The sequence below is a fragment of the Ruminococcus turbiniformis genome (assembly GCF_020687545.1).
Lineage (GTDB): Bacteria > Bacillota > Clostridia > Lachnospirales > Lachnospiraceae > Mediterraneibacter > Mediterraneibacter turbiniformis.
In genome coordinates this window covers 1-26,342 of record NZ_JAJEQX010000030.1, presented here as the reverse complement: position 1 = coordinate 26,342, position 26,342 = coordinate 1, and the positions used below count along the sequence as shown (strand labels likewise).

Below are 26,342 nucleotides of genomic sequence, written 5' to 3'. Positions count from 1 at the left end.
GTTGTCATATATCTTTATTCAGGCTGCAAAAGTATCGCGGCAAAATTCAGATTATGTCAGAAGAAAAGAAAAATAAGGAATCAGGGCATTTTGTGATCTGTGATATACAGACAGAATATGCGGAGCATCTTCAGAAAGTACTGGAAGATCATTTTTCAGAGGAGTACCAGTTTCATTTTTTCCGCGATGCGGGAAAAATGAAAGAATTTGCAGAGTCAGGGAAAACGGATATCCTTCTTACCTGTGAGGAGTACGAAGCCGAACTGAGTGAAAAAGCAGGAGGAGCAAATCTTTTTATCCTTACGGATGACAGGGAATATGCACAGCGCAGAAGAGACGGATATACGTATATTTTCAGGTATCAGCCTGCGGATACGATAGTAAGAGAACTGAGAAAAGGAATAAAAAAGACGCGCAGTCCGGACCGGTCCGAGAGATATTTAAGTCCGGTTCCGGAACAGAGAAAGAGAGTGGTACGGATCAGGGATGAGCCCGGAGTCAGAGGAATTGTAGGAGTGTATTCTCCGATCCACAGAATCGGAAAAACAAAGTTTGCGATCCGGCTGGGACAGAAGCTGGCTGCGCAGATCCCTGTTCTGTATCTGAATATGGAAGGATATTCCGGAGGAGATTTTTACTTTTCCGGAAGGACGGAATACGATCTGGGAGATCTGATCTACTGTATGAAGCAGGAGAGGACCGACTACGGAATTAAGATCAGCACAATGACAGGGCAGATAGACGGGCTTGATTATATCAGTCCAATGAATAATGAGCAGGATCTGAGAATGGTATCCAAAGATGAGTGGATCACTCTTCTGGACAGGATATGTGACGAATGTATCTATGAGGCAGTGATTCTTGATCTCGGAGACTGTATAAACGGACTGTATGAGATCATGAGAAAATGCACAAAGATTTACACCCCGTATATATGCGACAGCATATCTGATACAAAGATGGAACAGTATGAGAATAATTTGAGAGAATCCGGATATGAGGATGTTTTGAGAAAGACGGTCAGACGGCAGATGAAAAAAGCAGCGGGGATAAAGAAAGGATCAGGATCTGAGAATGACCAGGACGGAAATTCTGTATGAGCAGGTGATGCTTCGCCTCGATATGACGAAGGAGACCGGGGAAGAGGAACTTCAGGAAGTCATAAGATCGGTTCTGGAGGAAGCGGGAAAAGAAGAATTTCTCCCGCTCAGTGAAAAAATAAGGCTTGGGCGGCAGTTGTTTAATTCTTTCAGAAGACTGGATATACTTCAGGATCTGATAGAAGACGAATCAGTTACAGAGATTATGGTCAACGGGACGGAGAATATTTTTTATGAGAGGGACGGACGGCTTTTTAAGACCGACCGGCATTTCCTTTCAGAAGACAGGCTTTGCGATGTGATTCAGCAGATTGTCGGCGGGGCTAACCGGTACGTCAATGAGTCTTCTCCCATTGTAGACGCAAGGCTTGCGGATGGCTCCCGGGTAAATGTGGTTCTGAAACCTGTAGCGGTAAACGGTCCTGTTATGACTATCAGGAAGTTCCCTTCGGATGCGATCACAATGGAGCAGCTCGTGAACATGAAGAGTCTTACGCAGGAGGCTGCAGATTTTATCAGAGGACTTGTTTATTCGAAATACAACATTTTTGTGAGCGGAGGCACAGGGGCTGGAAAAACAACATTCTTAAACGCAATGTCAGATTACATACCGAAGGATGAAAGGATCATAACGATTGAGGACAATGCGGAGCTGAGAATACAGGGTGTGGAAAACCTTGTAAGTCTTGAGGCGAGAGGGGCAAATCTGGAAGGGGAGGGTGCGGTTACGATAAGAGATCTGATCAAATCGGCACTCAGAATGAGGCCGGACCGCATCATTGTCGGGGAGGTAAGGGGAGACGAGACTGTGGATATGATATCTTCTGCAATGCTGAACGGGCACAGCGGTTCCATGTCAACGGGGCATGCCAACAATCCGGAAGATATGCTTCACCGTCTGGAAACAATGATGATGATGGGAATTGATCTTCCTCTCCCGGCAATACAAAGACAGCTTGCCTCAGCTCTGGATATTATCATTCATCTCGGCAGACTAAGAGACAAGAGCAGAAGGGTTCTGAGAATCGAAGAGATTCTCGGGTACAGCGAAGGAAGGATTAATACAAAAACACTGTTTGAGTTCAGGGAGGAGGGGATGGAAAATGAAAAAATTAAAGGATTTCTTGTGAAGGTTGGTGAGCTCGAAAACAGGGAAAAACTTGTGGCTGCAGGATATCAGAAAGTCTGAGTATGCGTTCGGAATAGGGAAAACAGTGGCTGTATGTATACTTATGAGCTATGTGTTTTATGAATCTTTTGCACTGGCTCCTGTTTTTATACCGATATGGATTTTTTATATGAAAGACTGGGTCGCGGATATTTCAAAGAAGAAGGAACAGGAATTCAGGCTTCAGTTCAGGGATAGCATACAGGCTCTTGCCTCTGCGCTTAAAGCCGGGTATTCCGTGGAAAATGCGATCAGGGAAGCAGACAGAGATATCGGAAGTATGTATGGGGAAGAAACGCGAATCCGAAAAGAATACGGAAGAATGGCGCATCAGATTGAAATGAATATGCCGGTATCATCCGTTCTGGAAGAATTTGCTTATCGGACAGAGCAGGAGGATGTGGAAAACTTTGTGAATGTGTTTACAGCTGCAAAGAAAGCGGGAGGGGACAGTATATCCATTATCCGGAATGCGGTCAGAATTATAAGCGATAAGATTGATACGGAAAAAGAGATTCAGACAATGCTTGCGTCAAAAAAGCTGGAATTTGATATTATGTGCGGCGTTCCCTTTGCGGTCATTCTTTATATGAAGCTGACATTCGGTGAATTTTTGGAAATTCTGTATGGAAATCCGGCAGGTACAGCCATTATGAGCATATGTCTCGCAGTGTATATAGCGGCATACAGACTTGGCAGAAAGATTATTTCCATTGAAGTTTAGAGGCGAAAAATTTGAAAAAGACAAAAGAGAATCAGGGATTCCGGAAAAAGAAATTCTGGGAAAATCCCGTGTATTTAAAGGCCGGAGCTGCCGCATTTGGAACGCTTATCTGTTTTGCCGCTGTTTTTGTCACGGATAACAGCAGACAGCTGAGTACAGATGATAATGGACAGATTATTCTGGAAAGAGGAGAACGGGGAGAGAACAGTCTCCGGCAGATGGACGTACAGATCGGGGAGCAGAAAGAGAAGATCGACATTACAGTCTCCGGACAGGAGTATGACAGAGAAGAACTTACAGCGGTATTCAGAAATGAGGGAGAAAGACTGGAAAAACTGATCCTCGGGGAGAATGAGAGTCTGGATCATGTGCAGAGCGATCTTGATCTTGTAAGAGAAATACCGGACAGCGGAATTCTGGTTTCGTGGGAATCAGATAATTATGACGTAATAGACGTACAGGGAAATATAAGATCGGAAAAGATTGACAGGGAAGGCGTCATTGTGATGCTCACAGCTCATTTAAGATACGGAGAGGAAGAAGCGGTATATGAGTTTTGTGTAAAAGTATTTCCTCCTGAAACAGATGAAGCGGAACAGACGGTAAAAGAACTGAAAGAACAGATCAGCAAATCTGATGAAGAGACAAAAACAGAAGAGTATATGATCCTTCCGAGTGAGATAGAAGGAAAAAAGGTGACCTGGAAATATGCGACAGATATGAGAGCCTTTGGAATAATTGTACTTGGGGCAGGAGCATCCTGCATGATTATCGTTTCCTCATCGCAGAGAAAAAAGGAGGAGCAGAAGAAAGCGGAATGCCTCATGCGTCTGGATTATCCGCAGATTATCAACAAATTTAATCTCTATATCAGAGCTGGTATGACAGTCCGAAGAGCATGGTTTCTGATTGCCCACGACTATGACAGAAAATACAGAGGAAAAGGGAAAAGAAAGGCATATGATGAGATGATATGTACAATGTATCAGATCCAGGGCGGCGCACCGGAGGGAGAGTGTTATGAAAATTACGGAATCCGGTGTGGAATATCATCTTATCGGAAATTCGGTATGCTGCTCTCGCAGAACCTCAGAAAAGGATCAAAAGGTCTGACGGATCTGCTTGGAAGAGAGGCGGAGGAAGCGTTTGAGGACAGAAAAAATCTGGCAAAAAAACTGGGAGAGGAAGCCGGAACAAAGTTGATGATTCCTTTGTTTATGATGCTGATTATTGTATTTGCAATTGTGATTGTACCGGCATTTTTCTCGATTCAGATATGAATTAATGAACAATACGGCAAAAACTGGAGGAAAAGTACATGGAAAAAGCAATTTCAACTGTAAAAAGCAAAATTAGAACAACAAAAGAAAAAGCAGGAGTTTTTATTATGAAGCGGAGATATTTATCCGGTATTACGGTGATAGAACTTGTTCTTATTCTTGTAATTGTGATTGCGCTGCTTCTAATTTTTAAAAACCAGCTTATCAACCTGATCAATACAATCTTTGACAAGATTATATCTGAAAGTTCATCAATCTGAGAAAAGGCGGAAGCAGGAAAAAACAGGGACTGGAGAAAGAGAAGGAGAGCATAAAGTCAGGGAAAGAAGAGCGGCAGGAAGAGCAGAAAAACAGGGACAGAAGAAAGGAACGGTACAGAAAATATGGACAGAGCTGAAAAAAGAAGCGTGTACAAGGCCGAAGTGACGGCATTTCTCAGTATTGTATTTATACTTCTCGTATCGTTTGTATTTGGCATTCTGGAGATAATGGCTGTACATAATCATAAAAATATGAGCCGACTCACAGCCGACAGGTCCATATTTTCTGTCTTTGGAGAATATCAGAAAGAGTTGCTGGAAGATTATCATATATTTGCTGTAGATGGAAGTTATGCGATGGAAGGATTCAGTGAAGATCGGATTATCAGCCGGCTGCATTACTATGAAAACGGAAACATGCTGGAACATGAAGTATCATCAATACAGTATCTGACTGACAACGGCGGCCAGGCATTCAGGGAGCAGGTAATCCAATATATGGAGGAACGATATGGGATCAGTCTCATTAAAGAATTTACAGGTCTGGCATCTGAGTGGGAGGATCAGGAAATAAAAGGCCGGGAGATGGAAGAGCAGGAAAAGAATATTCTCGATGAGGTTAAAGAGATAAAATCAGCCTCAGAAGAAGCGGATGCCGAAATTGATTCAGAATCTTCCGGATCCATTGAGGATATGAATCCATTTACATGTCTCGAACAAATAGAAAAGAGCGGAATCCTGACACTTGTACTGCCGGAGGAGATGGAACTTTCAGGACTACAGATCAGCCTTGAAGATCAGGCGTCAAACCGGTCTCTTCAGACCGGAAGAGGAACATTTCCTTCCAGACAGGGGATGAATGGCCCGGAGGAAAAACTGCTGTTTGGAGAGTATATTCTGAAGCAGTTCTCAAATGCAGCGATGGATAAAGGAAAAACAGAAAGCGGAGAATCAGAGAATTCAGGAACAGAAAGAGAAGGGATAAACAGTGCGGATTCGGATCGGAGCAGATCTCTGAAATATGAGGTGGAATATATCATTGCGGGAAAGCAGTCAGATAAAGAGAATCTCGAGTCAGTTCTGATGAAGATATTTCTGATAAGAATGGCACTTAACTATGCCTATCTCTTCAGTGATACTTCAAAGCAGTCAGAAGCGGCATCCCTTGCAGCAGTGATTACATCCCTTCTTTTAGTGCCGCAGCTTTCCGAGGCTTTAAAACAGCTTATTCTTCTGGCCTGGGCTGCGGGGGAGAGTGTGATGGATCTGCGTACGCTTCTGTCTGGAAAAAAGGCTCCGCTGGTAAAAAATACGGAAAATTGGCAGTTGTCGCTTTCTTCCCTTTTTACTCTTGGAAAAGGTTCAGAGAGTAACGAAGGTCAGGATAATGAAGATGGAATTACATATGAAGGATATCTCAGGGCGTTTTTATTTCTCGAAGACCAGGAAAATACGGCGATGAGGGCGTTGGACCGAATCGAAGAAAATCTGGATTCAGAACATGGACTGAACCATGTAAAAGCAGATCAGTGTTTTTCAAAACTGGAACTGAATAATAAGACATCAATATTTGGAGAAATTACGTATGAATTCCCTGTGAGTTTTGCATATGTGTAGTGAGAAGTGTGGATTTAATACCTGGAAAAGGAAAGTTATCTCCGGTGCAGATGCCCTTCCTTCTGTCCGCAATCCCTCATGCGGAAATTCACTTACCAATAATGCCACGGAAATAGAAAGGAAAATCGGCTGCGATGAGAATATATTTGAATAAAGATACATCCCAAACACGATCAGGAGGGGCATCTGCACCGGAGATAAAAGAAAAAGAATATCAGCGAGCGTATCGAGAGAAGAAAAGATGGAAAAAAGCGGTTCTTACAGTAGAGGCGTCATTGGGAGTCCCCCTGTTTCTGTTTGCAGCGCTCTGTCTGATTTGGATACTTGAGATTCAGAGCATAAAAATATGCATCTCAGGGGCAGCTCAGAATGCGGCAAAAAGTGCGGCCGAAGATACGGCTGTAATTCCTGTACTTAATACTGTAAAGCTTAAGTCAGATATTGTTTCGCTTATTGGGACAGAGAGAATTGAGCGCAGTATATTGGATGGAGGAAGTTCAGGTATTTCATGCTGGAAATCCTATGTTTCTCCGATTACCGGGAATATGCATATCAACGTAGAGTACAAAGTCAGACTGCCAATATCTGTTTTTGGAAATATTTCGGCGAGACTGAAGGAAGAATTTATCATTGGTTCATGGAATGGATATAAGGGATATGATTCGGATGAGAAAGACTCTCAAATTGTATATATTACAGATAACAGCGCCGTTTACCATGAAGACTGCCACTGTTCCTATCTTCAGCTGTCCATCAGATTTGTTCCGTCGGATGAGCTAAAAGAGATAAGAAATGCCGGAGGCGGCATATATTATGCATGCGAAAAATGCGTGTTCGGAGAGGCAATGGCAGGAGTCTATATTACAGAGGATGGAAGAAGATATCACAATTCATTAAGCTGCAGCGGATTGAAGAGAACCATCCGGGCAGTTAACAGATCGGATGTGGCGGGAATAGGAGGTTGTTCCAGATGCTCAAAGTAAAAGAAGCAGCGGAACTGCTGATACAGTATAGAGAAACCATATGCCGGATCATATTTGCAGGATATATGATTGCTCTCTCGATTATGGATATCAGGTGGAAAAAGGTCAGAATAGAATTTCTTCTGGCCGGAATCTTTCCGGCAGCGGCGGGGGTTTTATGTGCGGGAAAATTCTCTGCGATACTGACAGCCGGAGGCATAGCTGTCGGAATTATATTTCTTATAATCAGCAGGATAACAGGGGAAGCTTTCGGGTATGGAGACAGTATACTTATAGTGATTATGGGAGGAATGATCGGATTCTGGAATATTCTGTCGATTCTGATGGCGGCATTTCTTATGGCGTCGGGGTATTCTGCGTTTCTTCTTATTGTGAGAAAGTTCAGCAGAAAGTCTTCTTTTCCGTTTATTCCTTTTCTCACCGTATCATACATAGGGGGAATGATCTGTGGAATGTAAATATGTGAAAGGAAGTTCCGTTATTGAAATGTCGTATATTATTCCGCTGTTTCTCTGGATGTTTGTCATGATCATGCATGCCGTGTTCTATTATCACGACAAAGCGGTAATAAACGGGGCTGCCGCTGAGACGGCGGTGCTGGGAAGTCAGGCAGTCCGGCGGCAGACAGCGGACTATGATCTGGAAGGCTTCTTCAGGCAGAGAACAGATGGAAAACTGATATTTCTGACAGATACAGACGTTGCAGTAGAGAAGACGGAAGATCAGGTTACAGTGTCAGTATCTGCAAGCAAATCTTTAATGAAAGTGAATGTAAGTCATACGTCGCTTATAGTAAAACCGGAAGAGAGGATCAGATGGATGGAGTGAAAAAGTTGAATGTTTCGTATGAAAACGAATGGGATTATACATATATTCATATTGATATTCCGATTCCATATGAAGAAAATTATCAGGTCAGTATGCTGAAAAATAATGTACTTTCAGGTTTTCTGAATATGAGAGCCGGGGGAAGAGACGGACAGAGCAGGTATACATATCGTGTACATGGAGGTATAAGTCTGGAAAAAAGGTACGCAGATGATGAAATTGGAAAACAGGAAATTGAAAGATTTACAGAAGAACTTCTGGATGCGGTTGCTGAGGTAAAGAATCATCTGATGAATCCGGATGGAATTTTAATTTTTCCTGAACTGATTTTTGTGGTAGGCGGGCATTACAGATTCTGCTATCTTCCTGTTCCGGAGCAATACCGAGAAAAGACTCTGTGCAGATCATTCCATGAAATGACAGAGTATTTCGTAAAAAAACTGGATTATCATGATATGGACAGTATTTTTTTCGTCTGCAAAATGCATAAAGAGACAATGAGAGAGCAGTATGATCTAAAAAGGATTATGGAAGAAAGCAGAGAAGAAAGAAAATCAGTAGAAGAAGAGTATCGATCTGAAAGAGCGGAAAATATTCCCGATTCAGTATTATTTTCAGTAGACGAGGAGGACAGTGTTATCGGAAAAACGAAATACAAAAGAACTCAGGATGTGGAAAAGATAGCGGAAAAATCATCATCTTACAGTCCGATAAAACATGCGATAAACAGAATAAAAACAGGGCGCTGGGGAGAGTGGGAAGATATGATTACAGAAATGGATGGACAGAAACCGGGAAGACCGATATAATAAAAAGATCATAAAAATCGGAAAAGGTGATTTATCGTGAGACAGAAACCGGAAGCGATGTGTACAACGGTTCTGATTATAGCAAATGCAGCAGTATTTTTTATTATGCTGCTGATAGGAGATCCGGAAGACACCTATTTTATGATGAACCATGGAGCGATGTATGAGCCGGCGATAGTAGAAGGGCAGGAATATTACCGGATTTTCACCAGTATGTTTTTACATTTCGGGATCACACATCTTCTGAATAATATGGTTATGCTCGGAGCCCTGGGATGGAATCTGGAGCTGGAGACAGGAAAAGTAAAATTCCTTATCATTTATTTCGGAAGCGGAATTACGGGAAATCTGCTTTCACTTTTTATCAATATGTCAACAGGAGAAAATGTTGTCTCAGCAGGTGCTTCGGGAGCTGTATTCGGACTTATGGGAGCTCTTTTCTATGTGGTAATTGCAAACCGCGGACGGATAGGACGGCTTTCAGGACGTGGAATGATATTTATGATTCTTTTAAGTCTGTACTTCGGCCTGACCAGCAGTGAGGTAAACAACGAGGCACATATTGGCGGTCTGATATGCGGATTTATCCTGGCGGCTGTTCTGTACCGCAGAAAAAGAACCGTATGAGCAAATAACCGTGAATATATAAGTAAATAAGGAAGATCTGCTTATATCGGCAGTGTGACAGTAAAAACAGTACCTTTGTCATCCGAGGATTCTGCGGAAATACTTCCGCCGTGTGCCTCCACAATACGTTTTGATGAGGAAAGTCCAAGACCTGTGCCGTTCTCTTTGTAGGTGACGAACGGATCAAAGATTTTATTGATGATTTCGGCAGATATCCCGCATCCGTTGTCTGTACACTGGATTACAATATTGTCATTATTTCTGTTAGCGGAGAGGCTGATAATACCGTCAGAGTTTACTGCTTCCCTTGCATTCTTCAGAAGGTTAAGCAGAACTCTTTCGAGTTTGATTTTATCACCGGTATAATCACCCATACCGGATGCTATTTTTGATGAAAAGCGGATAGCAGAATTTTCCGAATCAAGAGAAATAGCAAATGAAACGGCAACATTTTTGATCAGTTTCTCAATTGAAAATACAGAATAGTGCAGTGTACTGCTGTTGTTGAATGTGGAAAGCTCGTTCAGCAGACTGCACATGAAATGGACGTCCTCCATCGTCTGATTCCAGTTGTAAAATTCCTTCACTTCTGGATGCTGGGCTTCGATGATCTGAAGCGAAGACGATACAAGCGTGAGCGGGTTGCGTATTTCGTGCGCAATCATAGAGACGGTGGTGTGATGGTTTTCCAGAAGCTGGGAGATAATCTGCTTTGCCTCCCTGTTTTCTTCCATCAGCCGGTTCATTTTGTTCAGATCTATATTAGTGAGCATACTGTCAGACCCTCTTTCTTTATTGCAGCATCAGTAATTGGTACTGGCTGTATACTTTCAGTCTAGCATGACTGAAGTGTCTGTTCAACAGAATCAATGTGACTTCTTTCGACAGAAAGCTTCTCTTTTTTCAAAAAATGGTCTATACTACTAACCAGAAATAATCTGTGAAAAGAGGAGTTATCATGAGAGAGAAAGATTGTATTTTCTGCAAAATCGCAGCAGGGGAGATTCCCTCTGCAACACTTTATGAGGATGACGAATTCAGAGTAATCCTGGATCTTGGTCCGGCTTCAAAAGGACATGCCCTGATTCTTCCGAAGGAACACTACAGAAATATCTATGACATTGACGAAGAAACAGCGGCAAAAGCGATTGTTCTTGCGAAGAAGATGGTAAAGAAGATGACGGATGTTCTCGGATGTGACGGATATAATATTGTCCAGAACAACGAGGAGTGTGCCGGACAGACGGTATTTCATTTCCATATGCATTTGATCCCGCGTTACAAAGGGGATAATGTGGGACTTGGCTGGCATGTCGGAGAACTGTCAGATGAAGATAAAAATGAAATATTGGAAAAGATGAAATAAACCGGAGAAATTATGTTGACAGGTAATCGTGAGTATAACGAGATTTATGAGAAGTATAAGAATCTCGTCCTGAAAATAGCATATACTTATTCAGGTAACAATTACGATGCGGCAGAAGACATAGCTCAGGACACATTTCTGAAATTATACATCGGGTTTGATGAACTGAAAAACGGAAATATTTACGCATGGCTGTATACGACAACAAGAAACGCTGCGTTTAATCATTACAAGAAGTATAGGCGTGAAATTCCTTCTGAAGATGAAGTGCTGGAAAGAGAGATACGGATTCAGGAGAGCGTGGAAGAGGAATATGCAGAGAAAAGTCTTGAAGTTAAAAGATTCGAGCTTCATGAACGTATTTTCAGAGGACTTATGGAGAAAAATCCAAGATGGCATGAGGCTATAGTATTAACTTATTATATGAACATTCCTCAGGCGAAAGTCGCTGAAATGATGGGAATCCGTGTGGAAGTTCTACACAGTATGCTGCACAGAGCAAGAAAGTGGATAGCGAAAACTTACGGCGCAGAGTATGAAGAGATGAAACAGCCGGACTGAAAAGAAAAAACCAGAGTACCGGAATGCAGACATGAAAACAGAAAAAGAAAACTGCAGGTGCCGTGCAATGGCACCTGCAGAAAATAAGACACAGATTTAAGCTATTTTGCGGAAGAAGCTTCTTCGATCAGGGATATAATCGTGTTAATTGAATCCTGTTGTCCGGAGTTTCTCATTGCATCGATAAAAGTTCCTCTGTTGTCGAAAAGGTCATGCACAGCAGATACAAGAGTATCCTCGGTAAGATTTTCCTCTTCAAGAACCATGCTGAATCCCTGGCGTTCAAAAGAGCGGGCATTTAATATCTGATCGCCCCTGCTCGCTTTAGCGGAAAGCGGAATGAGAAGATTCGGCTTTCTCAGGGCCAGAAGTTCACAGATTGCGTTTGCTCCGGCTCGGGATATTACAATGTCGGAAAGTGCGAAGATATCACGGAGTTCATCTTTGATATATTCAAACTGACAGTACCCTTTGGTGCCTTTCAATGTGTCATCCGTCTTGCCTTTTCCGCAAAGATGAATGATCTGGAATTCCTCCAGCAGTTTAGGAAGACTCTTGCGGACAGCGTTGTTGACGATAACGGAGCCGAGACTTCCGCCGATCACAAGAATCACCGGTTTGTCTGCTGTGAATCCGCATAGATCCAGTGCCGCTATCTTATTGCCTGAGAGAAGTTCCTGACGTATGGGGGAACCTGTAAGGACTGCTTTGCCCTTAGGAAGAGAATCCAGTGTCTCAGGAAAATTACAGCACACCTTTTCGGCTGATGGAATTGCAATTTTGTTCGCAAGCCCGGGTGTCATATCGGATTCGTGGATGATGACAGGAACCTTGCAGCGTTTTCCGGCAAGGACAACAGGAACTGATACAAAGCCGCCTTTTGAAAAGATTACATCAGGCTTCAGATCTTTGATCAGTTTTCGTGCCTCGCTGAATCCCTTGACAACACGGAAGGGATCGGTAAAATTCTGTACGCTGAAGTATCGGCGCAGTTTACCTGAAGAAATCCCATGATATGGGATACCGAAAGGCTCTATAAGATCCTTTTCAATGCCATTGTAAGATCCTATATACTGAATGTCATACCCAAGCTCTCTGAGTCTGGGGATCAGGGCGATATTTGGAGTAACATGTCCGGCGGTTCCGCCGCCGGTTAAAATAATTCGTTTCATAAGATTAACCTCCAGTAGTTGTGGCAATACACAGCTTAAGATAATTTCATCTTAATATGATTTGATGAAATGTCAAGGAAAATATGGAACGGAAAAAGGTGTAGAGAATGAAAGAACTCAAAAAGTTATCACTGAAGAAAGAAATAGACAGAGAAGCTGAGAGAATAGAAGAAGAAATCAGAGACAGAGATGATCTTGACGATATCAAAGTTTCTGATGACTTTGAGACGTCCCTTTTTAACAAGATCCAGGAATATGAGTACGATAAACGCGTCAAAAAGGTGGTCCGCCACAGAAAAAAGAGGCGCTATGTCGTATTCGCTCTGGCTGCTGTAATTGTTCTTGTATGCGGAAGCGTGATGACTGGTGTTGGGAGCAAGTCGTATTGGAAGGTGTTGTGGGATAAGATAACAGGAGAAGAGAATCTATCGTTTATTGAAGTAGAGAAAATGGATTCACAGGAAACAGTAGATATTGACGAGTTATACTTATTTAGGACTATTAGAAATGAGCTGGGAATTGTAACTGTTAGATTCGGATATATGCCTAATGATATGCATCTTATGAATTATACAATAGAAAAGGAACATAATAGAGCGGTTTTGTATTATGAATATAATGATCAAATAATAAGATATTCCATGTATATGAATAATGCAGATTCATCTTTTGCTCAAATTGATACAGATAATTTTGTGAGCTCATACCAAATAATTATTGGTGATATTACTGTATCTATTAAAAATTATGATATTGATAATATGGAGCAGGATAGGTATGTAGCTGAATTTGAATATATGGATGCTCAGTATCAAATTATGGGAATTATAGAAAAAGAAGAATTCGACAAAATTATAGAAAATTTAATTTTTTTAGAATAAAACGCGTAAGTTTTTTCTGAATCAGTTGTTTATTATACAGAAGGGAAAAAAACTAAGATATTATAAAGGATTGAGAAAAGTGAAAAAGCGTATTTTATCAGTATTAGTCAGTGTGGCTGCGTTCAGTACAATGATATTTGTACCGGGAATCGATGTGACGGCATCGGATTCAGAGCCGATAATGGTTGATGGATCGTATCTTACACATGAAGATAGTTCAACAGGAAATACCCTATCTAATGCAAGGGGAGAGTATTTAATGACTGGCGAATGCTCAATTTCGAAAGCTGGTCTTACAAGAGTATATTCCTATGCGTCAACGACAGCAAATTACTCTATCGATTATATTATGACAATCGGCTATGTTGAGCAGTATCATCCGGATGTAGAGAAATGGGGACAGGTAGATTATTATTACGATGACATTGAAAATACTTATTATTTGTCATTAGATAAATCAGTAAAAGTAGACAGAGGCTATTACTACAGAACCCGTGCGAATCATATCGTAAGACACAACGGTGTCTATGAGGAGACAGCCTCAGCAACAAATGGTATCTTCCTTCCATAAGGTACATACAATATAATAGCAAACGTTCTTTAAGCCCTTGAAGCAGCCGCCAGGTGTGCCGCGGAAACTATTAACAATCAGATTTTATCAATTTGAGAACCTGTTCCGAGAACACCACAAACTTTGGCATACATATGGCGGCTGCTTCAAGGGCTTAAAGAAACTAAATGAAAAACAGGCAGGCGGATTAATTTCCGACTGCCTGTTTTAATGCCTGAGCGAGCTGATCCGGGCAAGAGGTCGGTTTAAAGCCGCATCTGATTCCCTCAATGCGGGAGATGGCTTCGTTGACATCCATTCCGTCGATCAGTCGGGAAATACCCTGCAGGTTTCCGTTGCATCCTCCGTAAAAGGATACGTTTTTTACTTTGTTGTCCACTATATCAAAATGAATCTGTTTTGAACAGACACCCTTCGGCTGATAATCCATGTGGTCGTACACCTCCTTTAATCCAGCTGATCAGATATGTGCCTGAGAGACAGAGGAAAATATTCTGTTCTCTGGCGCCGTTTGAATTATAGCAGAATGAAAGAGGAAAGTAAAGACAGCGGATTACAGCATATCGTAAAAAATCTTTCAAAAAAATGTGACAGAAAGTGACAGACAGAAGAGGGATGCAGTATGGTAAATCGTCAGGTACTCTTTTTGTTTATTCGCAGTATTTTCAAGGTTCAGACTGAAGTTTTAGGAAGTTCATAACAGAGGAGAAAGAAAAACCGGGCAGACCTGATTCTGTAGAAATATGTAGAACGGTTTTTGAGGACAAGACGGACCGGATGATCTATAATGACCACAAACACAATACGCACCGTCGAAGGACAAGGGGAGATTGTGGGAGAAAAATAAAACAGGAGGGTTTGCTATGTTACAGGGATTAGCAGGAAACACCAGTGTCATCGCGTATCTGATGGCTGCAGTCGGCGTAATCGGAATCATGGCGAAAATCGTCAATCATATTACGCTGCGCAGACTGGTGAAAGCGGCAGAAAACATGCCGAAGAGCACGCACAGACTGATAAAACTCGTGAGAGCAAAGTACGAACACGCATGTATGATCCGGGATTCGGTGGAAAATATTGATGCGTTTGTAGAAAAATACATATACGAATACAGAGGCTTTTTGTTCCGCATTCATACATGGAGGCAGATAGAAACACTGTCCGTATGGTTTGCGGGAATCCTGGCGGCGCTCGGGGCTGCCGTCACTTACCTGAATTCCGGATTCAATGAGTCCGTTTATCAATATATCGGAGCGGGAATTGCCGAGATGATTCTTCTCTCGGTCATCATACGGCTTTCTGACGAACCGTACAAAATTAATGCGGTCAGGATGTACATGACAGATTATCTGGAAAATATCTGTACATTCCGTCTGAAAAAGCAGAACGTCAGAGACCGGGAATTTATCGATGTGATCTCCGCGGAAGGAAATGGAAAAGGAGGATTCCAGCCGGTTCCAGATGAAAGGGATCGGGAAGAGACAGCATCTTTTTCGGCTCAGGAGTCCGGGCGCCTGGCGTCAGGCATGCGGGCATCGAATATCTCGCGTGATCCGGAAGGGCGCGGGATGGCTCCGGAAACGGCAGGCCCGTCAGATACGGCGGGAACACGAAGAAAAAGAGGTGCTGCAGAAAGGGAAGGGGGTCTGTCTATCAATATTGAGGGAGAACCGAGAAACAGCGAAAAAGGAGAAGCTGCAAGACAGGCTGTCAGAAGGGCGGCAGAGAGCGGGGCGGATGAAGAACGTCCGGCACTCAGAGAGGAGGCGATCCGCCAGATACTGGAAGAGTTCCTTGCATAAGGAATTTATATTTGGTAAAATATGCATAGAGTACCGGCACCGGGGTTAGCCGGGGCAGGGATTCAAATGATGACAATGATATCAGAGAATATCGGAGAGGAAGGATTAAGATGAGCAAAGTAACGTTTGATTATTCAAAAGCGTGCAGTTTTGTGCAGGAGCATGAGCTGGAGTATATGAGTGAGCTTGCGGCACAGGCAAAGGACAAGCTGCTTGCGAGAGACGGAGCCGGCAATGATTTTCTCGGCTGGATTGATCTTCCGGTAGATTATGACAAGGAAGAGTTCGACCGTATCAAGAAAGCAGCTGCGAAGATCCGTGAGGACTCGGAGGTTCTTCTTGTGATCGGTATCGGCGGTTCCTACCTGGGAGCAAGAGCTGCGATTGAGTTCCTCGGTCATTCATTCGCAAATGTTGTGTCAAAAGAGATCAGAAAATCTCCGGAGATCTACTATGTAGGAAACAGTATCAGCAGCACATATATCAAAGACCTCATCGATGTTGTAGGAGACAGAGATTTCTCAATCAATATGATCTCCAAATCCGGAACAACAACGGAGCCTGCAATTGCCTTCCGCGTATTCAAAGAGATCCTGGAAAAGAAGTACGGAAAAGAAGGTGCTGCGAAGAGAATTTACGCGACGACAGATCGTGCAAAGGGAGCGCTTAAAAATCTGGCGACAGAAGAGGGGTATGAGACATTTGTCGTACCGGACGATGTAGGAGGACGTTTCTCAGTTCTCACAGCGGTAGGACTCCTGCCCATCGCAGTCAGCGGAGCTGATATTGACAAGCTGATGGAAGGCGCTGCAGCGGGAAGAAAAGCTGCTCTGGAAAATGAGTTCGCAAAGAATGATGCGATGCAGTACGCAGCGATCAGAAACATTCTTCTCCGTAAAGGAAAAACAATCGAAGTGCTTGCAAACTATGAGCCGAGCCTTCACTATGTATCCGAGTGGTGGAAACAGCTCTACGGTGAGAGCGAGGGTAAGGATCAGAAAGGAATCTTCCCCGCATCCGTAGACCTTACGACAGACCTTCACTCCATGGGTCAGTTCATCCAGGACGGAAACAGAATCCTGTTTGAGACTGTTCTCAACGTAGAAAAGTCCAGGGAAGAGATCATCATCAATGAAGAGCCGGTTGATCTGGACGGCCTGAACTATCTGGCAGGGAAGGATGTAGATTTTATTAACAAGAGCGCAATGAACGGGACAATTCTTGCGCATACAGACGGAAATGTTCCGAACCTGATGGTTAAGATTCCGGAGCAGAATGAGTTCTATCTGGGCGAGTTGTTCTATTTCTTCGAGTTCGCATGCGGCGTGAGCGGATATTTACTCGGCGTTAATCCGTTCAATCAGCCGGGAGTTGAGAGCTATAAGAAGAACATGTTTGCTCTGCTCGGAAAACCGGGATATGAGGAAGAGAGAGAAGCTCTTCTCAAGAGGCTGTAAGTGCGGTTTCGCGTATGGAGCGGGGCTGAACTGCTGAGCTGTAACGGAATTGCCTTGTTACGTTTTCATAAATAGGGTATAATAATAAGCAGTCGGAGAAAGCCGGCTGCTTATTTGCTGCCGGTAAGAGTGAAGGAGGAAAAGAAATCATGTTACGAATCGGAATGCTGACGAGCGGCGGAGACTGCCAGGCACTGAATGCGGCAATGCGCGGTGTCGTGAAAGGTATCTGTTCCAAACGGGACGATGTTGAGATCTATGGCTTTAAAGACGGATATAAGGGATTGATTTATGCTGATTTCAGTATGCTTACATCAAAAGATTTTTCGGGAATCCTGACGAGAGGCGGTACGATTCTCGGTACATCAAGACAGCCGTTCAAGCTGATGAGAGTACCTGATAAGGACGGTCTGGACAAGGTGGAGGCTATGAAGCATACATACCACAAGCTGAACCTGAACTGTCTTGTCATTCTGGGAGGAAACGGAACTCATAAAACAGCCAATATGCTCCGCGAGGAAGGACTTAATGTCATTACACTTCCGAAGACGATCGACAATGATCTCTGGGGAACGGAGATGACATTCGGCTTCCAGAGTGCTGTTGATATCGCGACAGACACGATTGACAGAATTCACACTACGGCAACGTCTCACAGCCGTGTGTTTATTATCGAAGTTATGGGACACAAAGTAGGTCATGTCACACTTCACGCCGGAATTGCGGGAGGAGCGGACATCATCCTTATTCCGGAGATTCCGTATGATATCAAGTCTATCGCAAAAGTGATCGAGGGCCGTTCAAAGGCAGGCAAACCGTTTACAATTCTTGCTGTTGCAGAGGGCGCGATTTCCAAAGAGGACGCAAAGCTTAAGAAGAAAGAGTACAAAGAGAAACTGGAAAAGAGAAAATATCCTTCCATCGCCTATGAGCTCGCTGAACAGATCGAGAAAGAGACGGACAAGGAAGTGAGAATCACTGTTCCGGGACATACGCAGAGAGGCGGATCTCCGTGCGCATACGACAGAGTGTTCGCGACGAGAGTGGGTGCGAAAGCAGCAGAGCTGATTCTCAAAGAACAGTACGGGTACATGGTTGCGATGAAGAACGGCGAGACGACAAAAGTACCGCTTGCAGATGTGGCAGGCAAGTTAAAGACAGTTGATCCGAAGTGCAGCATCATCAAAGAGGCGAGGATGATCGGCATCAGCTTCGGCGACGAGTAATCAGACAGTTCCAAGAGGTGTAATTCATGTCATATACGGCACTATACAGAAAGTTCCGCCCTTCGGAATTTGAGGACGTGAAGGGGCAGGACCATATCATTACAACATTGAAGAACCAGATCATGGCAAACCGTATCGGACATGCATATCTGTTCTGCGGGACGAGGGGCACCGGGAAGACAACGGTGGCAAAGATTTTCGCAAAGGCGGTTAACTGTGAGCATCCGGTAAACGGAAGCCCGTGCGGCGAGTGTGCGATGTGCAGATCGATCGCGGCGGGGACTTCCATGAACGTGATCGAGATCGATGCAGCGTCAAACAACGGTGTGGACAATATCCGTGAGATCAGAGAGGAAGTGGCGTACCGTCCCACGGAGGGGCGGTACAAAGTCTATATTATCGACGAGGTGCACATGCTCTCCATCGGTGCTTTCAATGCGCTTTTAAAGACGCTGGAGGAGCCGCCGGAGTATGTGATTTTCATACTGGCGACAACAGAGGTTCACAAAATACCGATCACGATCCTGTCCAGATGCCAGCACTATGATTTTAAGAGAATCAGCATCGAGACGATTACGGACCGTATGCAGGAACTTATGGACACAGAGCATGTGGACGTGGAGGATAAGGCTCTGCGCTATATCGCGAAGGCAGCGGACGGCTCCATGCGAGACGCGCTCAGTCTTCTGGATCAGTGCATTGCGTTTTATCTCGGGCAGACTCTGACATATGACAATGTTCTCGAGGTGCTCGGAGCAGTGGACACGGATGTGTTCAGCCGTCTTTTAAGAAAAGTGCTGGAAAGAGATGTGGCGGGAGTCCTCGATATTGTTGACGATCTCGTCATGCAGGGAAGAGAGCTGACCCAGCTTGCGGCAGATTTTACGTGGTATCTGAGAAACTTGCTTCTCGTAAAAACATCTGATAATATAGAGGATGTTCTGGATGTATCGACAGAGAATATGATGCAGCTTAAGGAAGAGGCTCAGATGATTGAGCCGGATATGTTGTTTCGCTATATTCGTGTTTTTTCCGAACTTTCCGGACAGCTTAAATTTGCGACCCAGAAGAGAGTCATGCTTGAGGTGGCGCTGATCAAACTGTGCACCCCGGCTATGGAGACGAACCAGGACGCGCTTCTTGACAGGATCCGCGCGGTGGAAGATAAACTGGAGAAAGGAATCCAGGCAGGCGCGGCGGAGAGAGCCGTGTATGTAAACGGCCGGGGGGAAGGACCGGAAAATTACGGAGACGCCGGAGCAGTAAAAAGAGGACCGCGGCCGGAACTTCCGAACGCCATTCCTGAAGATGTTCAGGAAGTGGTTAAGAACTTCCGGGCCATTGCAGATGAGGCGTCGGGCATGGTCAGAGGGTATCTGAAGAAGGCACGTTTAAGTCTCGGCGGAGACAACAGACTTCTCATTGTTCTGCCGGACAGTCTGGCGGCCAGCGTGGTCGGAAGAGAAGACCATGTTAAGGAGTTGGAAGAGCTGATCGAGGAGAAGATCGGAAAGAAAGTGGAGATCGAAGTGCGGCACGTGGACGAAGGCAGGCATTTTGAAGATACGTTCGTTGATATAGAACAGAAAATCAATATGGAAATAACAGTGGAGGATTAGATATGGCAAAGCGTGGAGGATTCCCGGGCGGCGGAATGCCGGGAAATATGGCAAACCTGATGAAGCAGGCGCAGAGAATGCAGCGTCAGATGGAGGAGCAGCAGAAGGAGCTTGAGTCAAAGGAGTTTACCGCGACAGCGGGCGGCGGAGCAGTGGAAGTCACAGTTTCCGGAAAAAGGGAAGTGACAAAAGTGAAGCTCTCAGAGGAAGTCGTTGATCCTGAGGATATCGAGATGCTCGAGGACCTTATCGTGGCGGCTGCAAACGAAGCGCTCCGCAAAGTTGAGGAAGAGTCAGGCGCGGCGATGTCCAAACTTACAGGCGGACTTGGCGGCGGGATGCCGGGGATGTTTTAATGGATTATTACAGCAGTCAGATCAGCCGTCTGATCGAAGAGTTTTCAAGGCTTCCGGGAATCGGAAGCAAGTCGGCACAGCGACTTGCGTTTCATGTGATCAACATGCCGCTTGACCAGGTGGAGGCACTGGCGCAGTCTATTGTTGAGGCGCGGAAAAATGTGCGGTACTGCAAAGTGTGCTGTACACTTACGGATCGGGAAGTGTGCCCGATCTGCAGCAATCCCGACCGTGATAAAAAGACGATTATGGTTGTGGAGACTCCGAGAGATCTGGCGGCTTATGAGAAAACAGGCAAATACAACGGTGTGTATCATGTGCTTCACGGCGCCATCTCTCCGATGCTCGGAATCGGCCCCGGAGACATCCGGTTAAAGGAACTGATGGAACGGCTTCAGGGAGATGTGGATGAGGTGATTATCGCGACAAACTCGAGCCTTGAAGGTGAGACAACGGCGATGTATATCAGCAAGCTTATTAAACCGGTCGGGATTAAAGTGAGCAGAATCGCCAGCGGCGTGCCTGTGGGCGGAGATCTTGAGTATATTGATGAAGTGACGCTTCTCCGTGCGCTTGAGGGAAGAACAGAATTGTAAAATTTATTTAACCGCTGATCTTATTGACCGAACTTTTTGAAAAAGATATAATATAGGAAAAGAGGAAAATTTAAAGGAGGAAATGAGATGAGGTTTTTTATTGACACAGCGAATGTGGACGATATCAGGAAAGCAAATGATATGGGCGTTATCTGCGGTGTTACGACAAATCCGTCACTGATCGCGAAAGAGGGACGGGCTTTTGAGGACGTAATCGCGGAAATCGCATCGATTGTGGACGGACCGATCAGCGGAGAGGTAAAGGCAACGACAACGGATGCAGAGGGCATGATTAAAGAGGGCCGTGAGATAGCAAAGATTCATCCGAATATGGTTGTCAAGATTCCGATGACAGCAGAAGGTCTTAAGGCGGTAAAAGTTCTCTCATCTGAGGGGATTAAGACGAATGTGACTCTGATCTTTACATCCAACCAGGCGCTTCTGGCTGCAAGAGCAGGCGCTACATATGTATCTCCATTTCTCGGACGCCTGGACGATATCTCGGTAAGAGGTGTTGATCTGATCTCTGAGATCTCTGAAATCTTTGCCATTGCGGGGATTGAGACGCAGATTATCGCAGCGAGCGTGCGTACGACAATGCATGTTGCGGACTGTGCAATTGCAGGAGCAGATATTGCTACAGTACCTTACAAAATTATCGAGCAGATGATCCATCATCCGCTTACAGATGCCGGAATCAAGAAATTCAAACAGGACTATATCGCAGTATTCGGCGAGTAGAATCTGCGGAAATCCGGGATTTTTCAGCACCGGGCGCCTTTACCGAGGCGTCCGGTTTTTTTAATTCCGGAATGAGCCGCCAGGCATTTACGGAGATTTGTCGAACTCGTATGACACTAACTGATAAATTCAGCTAATTTTGTGTGCTATTCTCTTAGGGACGCCGGGAAAATAATTTATCAGGAAGGTGAAGAGTATATGGAAAGACAGATACCAAAAAATGTTCGGCAGATTGGAAACGTAAGTGACAGCCCGAAAATATATGTGGAAGATTATGTGGATACTTTTTTCGCACAGCTCAGTGAAAAGTGCGAAAAGGCGGGAAACGGGCCGATGGGGGCATTCCTGGTAGGAGACATTCAGCCGGGAAAAGACGAGGAATATGTATACATATACGGAGCGATACAGATGCATGATCTGAAAATGTCGGGAAATGAGTACGTGATCGACGACAGTACATGGAAACATGCATATGAAGACTGCAAACAGTATTTTGAGGACGGCGAAATGCTGGGCTGGTTTGTCGTTCACCCGGGAGTTCCTCTCACCCCGGAACCGTCAACGGTGAAGCTGCACAAGAAGTCTTTTCCAAAGAAAAATACAGTGTTTATCATGAAGGATCCGGTAGAAAAAGAAGAGACGTACTATGTACATAAAATGAACGATTTGATGGAGATCGGAGGTCACTATACATATTATGAGAAAAACCCGTGTATGCAGAACTACATGATCTCAAGTCGAAAAAAAAATGGGGTATTTTCCTCGGAGACTGTTGAGGACAGAGCTGCGAAGGACTTTCGTAATCTGGTTAGAAAGCGGGGGGAACACAGAAAAGGAAAAAGAGCGGGAGGCATGATGTACGCCGCAAGTGCGTGCCTTGTGCTGATTCTCATTGTCATGGGCGTATCTATGGTGAACAGTTTTGACCGGATGAATTCGGTTCAGAATACGCTGAGCAGTCTGACCGGTACAACGGATACGGTGGAGACGAGCGGAACCGTGACAGCGGTTGATCCGGAACAGGAGGGACAGGCTGATCCGGATGCAGATGATGCGGGACAGGCCGCCGCAGACGGTGAAGAAGATACAGGTGCGGACGTGAATGCACAGGCACAGAGCAAAGGAGATGAATCCTCGGGAGATGAGTCGTCAGACGCACAGATATCCGCGTCAGGCGGAACTTCAGACGCATCTCAGGCTGATACCCAGACTTCGGCGGCGTCGGATACTGCTGTGCAGTCGGAGACGCAGGACAGCCAGGCTGATTCAGCCACATTTCCGGCAGAGGGAAACGGCAGTGACGGAGTGTATACAGTGGAGCAGGGAGATACCCTCGCAATTATAAGCCGCAAGATGTACGGCGATGTAACGCATGTGGACGCGATCTGCAGGATGAACGGAATTGAGGACGGCAATCTCATTTATGTAGGACAGAAATTGCTATTACCGTAAAATCATGATATACTCAACAGGTAAAAGAGATCAGAAATAAGGGGAGTTATATGGCACAAAAGAAAAAAACAGGCTTCAAGCTGTTGGCTTCTCCGGACGATCTGAGCGAAATCAGAAAAGCGGTAAGGAAATTCAGATATGCGAAAATGAGGAAAATACTGGCGTTTGCTGTTCTGATCATACTTGCCCTGTGCGGGACTTATCTTCTGATGAAGAATCAGGTATACGGGCAGGCACGGACAGCATCCCAGTATCCCGGAAATATATCCGATACAAGCGGGTATGCCAAATTTGCGGACGGGATTGTCCGGTATAACAGAGACGGGGTTGCCTATCTGAACAGAGAGAACGAAGAACAGTGGATCCAGCCGACACAGCTGCAGAATCCGGTTATTGCTGTGAAGGATGAAGCTTTTGCCGTGGCGGACAGAGGCGGAAACACAATTCTTATATTTTCCGAGGACGGGCTTACCGGTGAGATTGAGACAGCACTTCCGGTGGAGCGGCTCACGGTTTCGGACAGAGGAATTGTGAGTGTGATTCTGAAAAGCGAGAGCACGCCCGCAATTATGACGTATGATGCCGCAGGCAATCTGCTCGTAGAGCAGCAGATCACTCCGGGTACAACCGGATATCCGGCAGCGCTGGAAATATCGGACGACGGCACTCTGCTGGCGGTTTCCTATCTGTATACGGACAGTTCAGGTGTGAAATCGAGAATCATCTATTATAATTTCGGAGAGACAGGACAGAGCAAAACGGACAATGTAGTGCTGACGGCAGAGTATGAGAACACAGTGATGGCGGAACTTTTCTTCATGGGAGGCGGCCGGTCTGTGGCGGTCGGAAACGATTCTTTTGTTATTTACAGGGGAACGGACATTCCGGAGGAGGAGACAGCTGTTACGATTGATCAGGAGATACAGAGTGTGTTTCACTCGGATCAGTATATCGGTTTTATTCTTTTAAATGAGAATAAATCGGGATATGAGCTCAGACTTTACAACCGTCTCGGAGAACAGTTGATAAGCAGGGAGATCCCCGCTAATTACCGGAATGCGAAGATAGACGGTGATGAAGTGATCATGTATGACGGGGATAACTGCTGCATTGTCACGGTGACGGGAATTATGAAATATGAGGGCAGTCTCAGCATCGAGGTCCAGGAGATGTTCCGGGCAGGGGGACTGAACAGATACTATGTGATAAACGTCGATGAATTGCGTGTGATTTATCTGACGAAATAGGAGAAGTGATGGATAACTGGCTTTTAATTATTGTAGCGGCAATTTTTATTGTATGTATTGTGGTTGGATATGTGAGAGGATTCCTGAAGCTTGGAATCTCTCTCTTATCGACAATTCTGACATTGATTATCGTGTTGATTTTCTCTCCGTATGTGGCGGACGCGCTGGCGAAGTACACTCCGGTGGATGAGGTCATAGAAGATCAGCTTGTGGAGGCGTTTATGCCGGAAGTTACCGGAGAGCAGCTCTCTCAGATTGACTTGAGCGGGACGCCGCTGGAAGGGCTTTCTGCCGAGGAAATCGCAAATTTCAGCGAGCAGGACTGGGCTTTGCTTGGAATCTCGGCGGATGACGTGCTCAGCGTGATCGGGGAGATTCCGAGAGACATGCAGATTCAGGAGATCGAGAACGCGCCGATTCCGCAGTTTATGAAGGATCTCCTTCTGGAGAATAATAACAGTACCATATACGGGGAGCTGGGAGTGAGTACATTCCCGGAATATGTGGCGGCATATATATCCAGGCTTGTTCTGAATCTGCTGTCATTCCTCGTTACATTCCTTCTGGCGATTATCATTGTAAAGGCGCTGATGTTTGCGGTGAATATTATCGGCGAACTGCCGGTGCTGGGTTTTATCAACCATCTCTGCGGAGGTGTGCTGGGCCTTGTTCTGGCTGTGATAATCATATGGATCGGCTTTCTTGTTATGACGCTTGCGTACACGACAGAGGCGGGATCCGCCTGCTTTGAGATGATGGAACAGAGCAGCTTCCTCCGGTTCTTATATGATACGAATCCGCTGCTGATCCGTCTTCTTGGATTTTGAGAGCGGGCAGTTCTGTGAACTGCTCCCGAAAATTTGAAAAATATAAAAAATTGTTGACAGTCCCCTGAAAATATGATATTTTATAGTGGTTCGTATATGAACAGTTTGGGGGATTAGCTCAGTTGGGAGAGCGCCTGCCTTGCAAGCAGGAGGTCACGAGTTCGACTCTCGTATTCTCCACTTCAGCAATGACACTGCGGAAGCTTTTCAGCTCCGCAGTGTGAATGTTTGAAAACAAAATATTCCTCCTTAGCTCAGTCGGTAGAGCATTCGGCTGTTAACCGAAGTGTCGTTGGTTCAAGTCCAACAGGGGGAGCTGGACAAAATTCCGGGAGTGCCGTGTTTTCAAGGCTTCCCGGGATTTTTCTTTCTCTGCTTTTCAAAAATGGGGCAGAAAAGGGGCAAACTATATAATTTTCATCCCCTTAAGCTGCTCGTTTTCTTTTTCCTGAAGCTTCTTCGTTACGTGCAGGTAGATCTCACGCGTGATCTGGCTGTCTGCGTGCCCCAGGCGGCGTGATATTGTATCGATGCTGACACCCTGCTCCATTAACAGGCTGGCATGTGTATGCCGCAGCGTATGCGGCGTGAGGGCACGTCCGAGGATCCTCTTTGAATTATCCTTCAAATACTTGTTATACGCATAATATTTTATGTGTCCGCCGTCCGTATCTGAAATGAACAGATCTGTCTGGTATCCATACATCACACGCTGCTTGAGCATCAGAAGGTTTATCTCTTAACGCAGGCGGAACTGGCAAAGAAGTCAGGAATTCCCAGAAGCAATATTACAAGATTTGAAAGCGGCAACTATAATCCGTCGTTGGAACTGTTAGTACGCATAGCAGCAGCACTGGGGATGACATTACAGATGGAGCTGATAGCAAAAGAATGAAAAAAGGGCATCCATACGAAAAAAGGGAGGCACGCCGTGCAGTCAATATCATGATGTCGGGGTCAAAACATAGTGTTTTCTATGTTTGAATCTCCGCATGAACCTTGAAAATTTAATATTTTACAGTATATATACCATAAGAGGCTTCATGAACTGAGAATCATTAGTGCACTTCTG

Annotated in this window: 30 protein-coding genes and 2 tRNA genes; 28 read left to right on the top strand and 4 right to left on the bottom strand. The window is 44.9% G+C overall.

Translation table 11 applies throughout. The features are described from left to right. The first annotated feature begins 53 nt into the window (after positions 1-53). From LKD70_RS14435 to LKD70_RS14385, 11 genes are all read left to right on the top strand, one after another. Complete coding sequence (locus tag LKD70_RS14435; protein WP_227708626.1) at positions 54-1,100, top strand: P-loop NTPase family protein; 1,047 nt, start codon at positions 54-56, stop codon at positions 1,098-1,100. Next, a complete protein-coding gene (locus LKD70_RS14430; RefSeq protein ID WP_227708625.1) occupies positions 1,075-2,289 on the top strand; it encodes a CpaF family protein in 1,215 nt (404 codons plus the stop codon). Before LKD70_RS14435 ends, LKD70_RS14430 begins: the two co-directional genes overlap by 26 nt. Before the next feature lie 109 nt (positions 2,290-2,398). Then, complete coding sequence (locus tag LKD70_RS14425) at positions 2,399-2,992, top strand: type II secretion system F family protein (protein WP_320442608.1); 594 nt, start codon at positions 2,399-2,401, stop codon at positions 2,990-2,992. A gap of 11 nt (positions 2,993-3,003) precedes the next feature. Further along, the gene (locus tag LKD70_RS14420) at positions 3,004-4,272 is read left to right on the top strand and encodes an immunoglobulin-like domain-containing protein (RefSeq protein ID WP_227708624.1); all 1,269 of its coding nucleotides are present in this window, start codon (positions 3,004-3,006) and stop codon (positions 4,270-4,272) included. A 38-nt stretch (positions 4,273-4,310) separates the two neighbouring features. Continuing rightward, positions 4,311-4,532: a Flp1 family type IVb pilin gene (locus tag LKD70_RS14415; RefSeq protein ID WP_227708623.1), complete on the top strand. Its 222-nt coding sequence runs from the start codon at positions 4,311-4,313 to the stop codon at positions 4,530-4,532. A gap of 123 nt (positions 4,533-4,655) precedes the next feature. Then, entirely contained in the window at positions 4,656-6,149 is a 1,494-nt protein-coding gene (locus LKD70_RS14410; RefSeq protein WP_227708622.1) for a DUF5702 domain-containing protein, read from the top strand. A gap of 134 nt (positions 6,150-6,283) precedes the next feature. Further along, positions 6,284-7,132: a pilus assembly protein gene (locus LKD70_RS14405; protein ID WP_227708621.1), complete on the top strand. Its 849-nt coding sequence runs from the start codon at positions 6,284-6,286 to the stop codon at positions 7,130-7,132. Beyond that, positions 7,120-7,590 (top strand): A24 family peptidase, encoded by a 471-nt coding sequence (locus LKD70_RS14400; protein ID WP_227708620.1) that lies wholly within the window; start codon positions 7,120-7,122, stop codon positions 7,588-7,590. Before LKD70_RS14405 ends, LKD70_RS14400 begins: the two co-directional genes overlap by 13 nt. Beyond that, positions 7,580-7,960, top strand: a complete 381-nt coding sequence (locus LKD70_RS14395; protein WP_227708619.1) for a TadE family protein — start codon at positions 7,580-7,582, stop codon at positions 7,958-7,960. The genes LKD70_RS14400 and LKD70_RS14395 overlap by 11 nt, the downstream gene beginning before the upstream one ends. After that, positions 7,948-8,769 (top strand): DUF6382 domain-containing protein, encoded by an 822-nt coding sequence (locus tag LKD70_RS14390; protein ID WP_227708618.1) that lies wholly within the window; start codon positions 7,948-7,950, stop codon positions 8,767-8,769. Before LKD70_RS14395 ends, LKD70_RS14390 begins: the two co-directional genes overlap by 13 nt. Positions 8,770-8,805: 36 nt before the next feature. Then, the gene (locus LKD70_RS14385; protein WP_227708617.1) at positions 8,806-9,396 is read left to right on the top strand and encodes a rhomboid family intramembrane serine protease; all 591 of its coding nucleotides are present in this window, start codon (positions 8,806-8,808) and stop codon (positions 9,394-9,396) included. Positions 9,397-9,437: 41 nt separating this feature from the next. On the opposite strand, the gene LKD70_RS14380 is transcribed toward LKD70_RS14385, so the two are convergent. Beyond that, positions 9,438-10,169, bottom strand: a complete 732-nt coding sequence (locus tag LKD70_RS14380) for a sensor histidine kinase (RefSeq protein WP_227708616.1) — start codon at positions 10,167-10,169, stop codon at positions 9,438-9,440. 185 nt (positions 10,170-10,354) lie between these two features. Between LKD70_RS14380 and LKD70_RS14375 the strand changes: the two genes are divergently transcribed. Together LKD70_RS14375 and LKD70_RS14370 are read left to right on the top strand one after the other, a co-directional pair. Continuing rightward, positions 10,355-10,762, top strand: coding sequence for an HIT family protein (locus LKD70_RS14375; protein ID WP_227708615.1), 408 nt, complete (start codon positions 10,355-10,357; stop codon positions 10,760-10,762). 12 nt (positions 10,763-10,774) lie between these two features. Then, the gene (locus tag LKD70_RS14370; protein ID WP_227708614.1) at positions 10,775-11,323 is read left to right on the top strand and encodes an RNA polymerase sigma factor; all 549 of its coding nucleotides are present in this window, start codon (positions 10,775-10,777) and stop codon (positions 11,321-11,323) included. Between the two features lie 101 nt (positions 11,324-11,424). Here the strand turns inward: LKD70_RS14370 and LKD70_RS14365 are convergent, their stop codons facing one another. Further along, on the bottom strand, positions 11,425-12,495 hold the full coding sequence (locus tag LKD70_RS14365) for an undecaprenyldiphospho-muramoylpentapeptide beta-N-acetylglucosaminyltransferase (RefSeq protein WP_227708613.1): 1,071 nt from the start codon (positions 12,493-12,495) through the stop codon (positions 11,425-11,427). Between the two features lie 107 nt (positions 12,496-12,602). On the opposite strand from LKD70_RS14365, the gene LKD70_RS14360 reads away from it, so the two are divergent. Together LKD70_RS14360 and LKD70_RS14355 are read left to right on the top strand one after the other, a co-directional pair. Further along, on the top strand, positions 12,603-13,376 hold the full coding sequence (locus tag LKD70_RS14360) for a DUF4367 domain-containing protein (protein ID WP_227708612.1): 774 nt from the start codon (positions 12,603-12,605) through the stop codon (positions 13,374-13,376). 79 nt (positions 13,377-13,455) lie between these two features. Further along, on the top strand, positions 13,456-13,947 hold the full coding sequence (locus tag LKD70_RS14355) for a DUF6147 family protein (protein WP_227708611.1): 492 nt from the start codon (positions 13,456-13,458) through the stop codon (positions 13,945-13,947). A gap of 187 nt (positions 13,948-14,134) precedes the next feature. Here LKD70_RS14355 and LKD70_RS14350 read toward each other — a convergent pair whose 3' ends face one another. Next, positions 14,135-14,377 carry a TIGR03905 family TSCPD domain-containing protein gene (locus LKD70_RS14350; protein ID WP_227708610.1) on the bottom strand — a complete coding sequence of 81 codons (243 nt, stop codon included), beginning with the start codon at positions 14,375-14,377 and terminating at the stop codon, positions 14,135-14,137. A 433-nt stretch (positions 14,378-14,810) separates the two neighbouring features. On the opposite strand from LKD70_RS14350, the gene LKD70_RS14345 reads away from it, so the two are divergent. The 12 genes from LKD70_RS14345 (at position 14,811) to LKD70_RS14290 (ending at position 25,586) form a co-directional block, all read left to right on the top strand. Further along, positions 14,811-15,749 (top strand): hypothetical protein, encoded by a 939-nt coding sequence (locus tag LKD70_RS14345; protein WP_227708609.1) that lies wholly within the window; start codon positions 14,811-14,813, stop codon positions 15,747-15,749. A gap of 110 nt (positions 15,750-15,859) precedes the next feature. Next, positions 15,860-17,206 (top strand): glucose-6-phosphate isomerase, encoded by a 1,347-nt coding sequence (locus LKD70_RS14340; RefSeq protein WP_227708608.1) that lies wholly within the window; start codon positions 15,860-15,862, stop codon positions 17,204-17,206. Positions 17,207-17,355: 149 nt separating this feature from the next. Then, complete coding sequence (locus LKD70_RS14335; RefSeq protein WP_227708607.1) at positions 17,356-18,432, top strand: 6-phosphofructokinase; 1,077 nt, start codon at positions 17,356-17,358, stop codon at positions 18,430-18,432. A 26-nt stretch (positions 18,433-18,458) separates the two neighbouring features. Beyond that, on the top strand, positions 18,459-20,051 hold the full coding sequence (gene dnaX, locus LKD70_RS14330) for a DNA polymerase III subunit gamma/tau (RefSeq protein ID WP_227708606.1): 1,593 nt from the start codon (positions 18,459-18,461) through the stop codon (positions 20,049-20,051). A 2-nt stretch (positions 20,052-20,053) separates the two neighbouring features. Beyond that, complete coding sequence (locus LKD70_RS14325; RefSeq protein WP_227708605.1) at positions 20,054-20,407, top strand: YbaB/EbfC family nucleoid-associated protein; 354 nt, start codon at positions 20,054-20,056, stop codon at positions 20,405-20,407. Further along, positions 20,407-21,003 carry a recombination mediator RecR gene (gene recR, locus LKD70_RS14320; RefSeq protein ID WP_227708604.1) on the top strand — a complete coding sequence of 199 codons (597 nt, stop codon included), beginning with the start codon at positions 20,407-20,409 and terminating at the stop codon, positions 21,001-21,003. Before LKD70_RS14325 ends, recR begins: the two co-directional genes overlap by 1 nt. 87 nt (positions 21,004-21,090) lie before the next feature. Further along, positions 21,091-21,744, top strand: a complete 654-nt coding sequence (fsa, locus tag LKD70_RS14315; protein WP_227708603.1) for a fructose-6-phosphate aldolase — start codon at positions 21,091-21,093, stop codon at positions 21,742-21,744. 198 nt (positions 21,745-21,942) lie between these two features. Next, the gene (locus LKD70_RS14310) at positions 21,943-23,196 is read left to right on the top strand and encodes a LysM peptidoglycan-binding domain-containing protein (RefSeq protein ID WP_227708602.1); all 1,254 of its coding nucleotides are present in this window, start codon (positions 21,943-21,945) and stop codon (positions 23,194-23,196) included. A gap of 50 nt (positions 23,197-23,246) precedes the next feature. Further along, the gene (locus tag LKD70_RS14305; protein ID WP_227708601.1) at positions 23,247-24,443 is read left to right on the top strand and encodes a DUF5711 family protein; all 1,197 of its coding nucleotides are present in this window, start codon (positions 23,247-23,249) and stop codon (positions 24,441-24,443) included. An 8-nt stretch (positions 24,444-24,451) separates the two neighbouring features. Continuing rightward, on the top strand, positions 24,452-25,270 hold the full coding sequence (locus tag LKD70_RS14300; RefSeq protein WP_227708600.1) for a CvpA family protein: 819 nt from the start codon (positions 24,452-24,454) through the stop codon (positions 25,268-25,270). Between the two features lie 107 nt (positions 25,271-25,377). After that, positions 25,378-25,450: transfer RNA gene (locus LKD70_RS14295), tRNA-Ala, on the top strand. 63 nt (positions 25,451-25,513) lie between these two features. Next, a tRNA-Asn gene (locus LKD70_RS14290) sits at positions 25,514-25,586 on the top strand. Between the two features lie 90 nt (positions 25,587-25,676). On the opposite strand, the gene LKD70_RS14285 is transcribed toward LKD70_RS14290, so the two are convergent. Continuing rightward, positions 25,677-25,994 carry a tyrosine-type recombinase/integrase gene (locus LKD70_RS14285; RefSeq protein ID WP_227708599.1) on the bottom strand — a complete coding sequence of 106 codons (318 nt, stop codon included), beginning with the start codon at positions 25,992-25,994 and terminating at the stop codon, positions 25,677-25,679. On the opposite strand from LKD70_RS14285, the gene LKD70_RS18840 reads away from it, so the two are divergent. Beyond that, entirely contained in the window at positions 25,956-26,165 is a 210-nt protein-coding gene (locus LKD70_RS18840; RefSeq protein WP_407690981.1) for a helix-turn-helix transcriptional regulator, read from the top strand. The genes LKD70_RS14285 and LKD70_RS18840 overlap by 39 nt on opposite strands. Positions 26,166-26,342: the final 177 nt, after the last annotated feature.